Here is a 236-nt window from a genome sequence, read left to right as displayed (position 1 = left end):
CCTGATGCGCCCGATCGGCGGATGGCTGATGGGCTTGTATGCGGACTACAAAGGGCGCAAGGTCGCGCTGATGGCCTCGGTGCTGCTGATGTGCTTCGGCTCGCTGATCATCGACCTCAGCCCCGGCTATGAAACCATCGGCGTCGTCGCGCCGAACCTGCTGGTTTTTGACCGCTTGCAGCACGGATTGTCGGAGGGGGGCGAATACCGCCCCTCGGCCACCAACCTCAGCGAGA

Annotated in this window: 1 protein-coding gene; it reads left to right on the top strand. The window is 63.6% G+C overall.

Annotation, left to right across the window (positions count from 1 at the left end):
• Positions 1-236, top strand: a 236-nt coding sequence (locus tag ACFZPT_RS27055; RefSeq protein WP_379559183.1) for an MFS transporter, incomplete at both ends; no start/stop codon positions are given.

The organism is Pseudomonas sp. MD330_10, assembly GCF_042610415.1.
Taxonomy (GTDB): Bacteria; Pseudomonadota; Gammaproteobacteria; order Pseudomonadales; family Pseudomonadaceae; genus Aquipseudomonas; species Aquipseudomonas rhodesiae.
Note: the sequence above shows the minus strand (reverse complement) of the source record. Positions and strands in the feature narration are given on the sequence as shown.